The sequence below is a fragment of the Vibrio sp. 1249-1 genome, from assembly GCF_033340495.1.
The window spans coordinates 1-863 of record NZ_JAWOWJ010000294.1 but is presented as its reverse complement, the minus strand read 5'-3'; the positions used below and the strand labels follow the sequence as shown (position 1 = coordinate 863).

Here is an 863-nt window from a genome sequence, read left to right as displayed (position 1 = left end):
GTTGTACTCGCACCAAACAAATGACTCGCATCAATAGCAACTAAATCGCGGTCTTGCTCTTCATCGACAGCCATGCTCGCAATCACACCAACACCGATACCCATGCGCACATACGTTTTAATCACATCCGCATCGGTTGCAGTGAACACGACTCGCGGCGTCAAACCTTCACGGTTGAAAGCGGTATCTAACTCAGAGCGACCAGTAAAGCCAAACACATAAGTCACCAAAGGATAAGCAGCTAAATCGTGAATTGTAACTAAGTCTTTCTTCGCCAACGGATGATCTTTTGGCACCACAATAGAGCGATTCCAGTGGTAACAAGGCAACATGATAGCATCTTGGTAAAGATGGAGAGCTTCTGTCGCAATCGCAAAGTTGGCTGTACCTTTTGCAATCGCTTCAGACATTTGAGAAGGCGTACCTTGATGCATGTGCAAAGACACTTTCGGGTAACGTGCCGTAAAACCTTTGATGACATCGGGCAATGCATAGCGCGCTTGAGTATGGGTTGTTGAAATATTTAACGTGCCCATTTCAGGGTGAGTATGCTCGCCCGCCACCGCTTTGATGCTCTCAACCCGAGCAAGGATTTCTTGGGAAATACGTACGATCTCTTCACCTGCTGGTGTCACTTGCGTTAAATGTTTACCACTTCGTTCGAAGATCTGGATTCCCAGCTCATCCTCTAGTAAACGAACCTGCTTACTAATACCAGGCTGAGAGGTGTATAAACTCTCCGCCGTCGCAGAAACGTTTAGATTATGGTTCACAACCTCAACAATGTACTTCAGCTGCTGCAGTTTCATCGTAATCCCTTACTCATTCACGAGATAATAATGTCATAACTAAATTGACCGCTC

1 protein-coding gene is annotated in these 863 nt (G+C 46.0%); it reads right to left on the bottom strand.

Features of this window, described 5'->3' with window-relative positions; all coding sequences use genetic code 11:
* Positions 1–809, bottom strand: an 809-nt coding sequence (gene cysB / locus R7Z50_RS25940; protein ID WP_318149534.1) for an HTH-type transcriptional regulator CysB, incomplete at its 3' end; no start/stop codon positions are given.
* Positions 810–863: the final 54 nt, after the last annotated feature.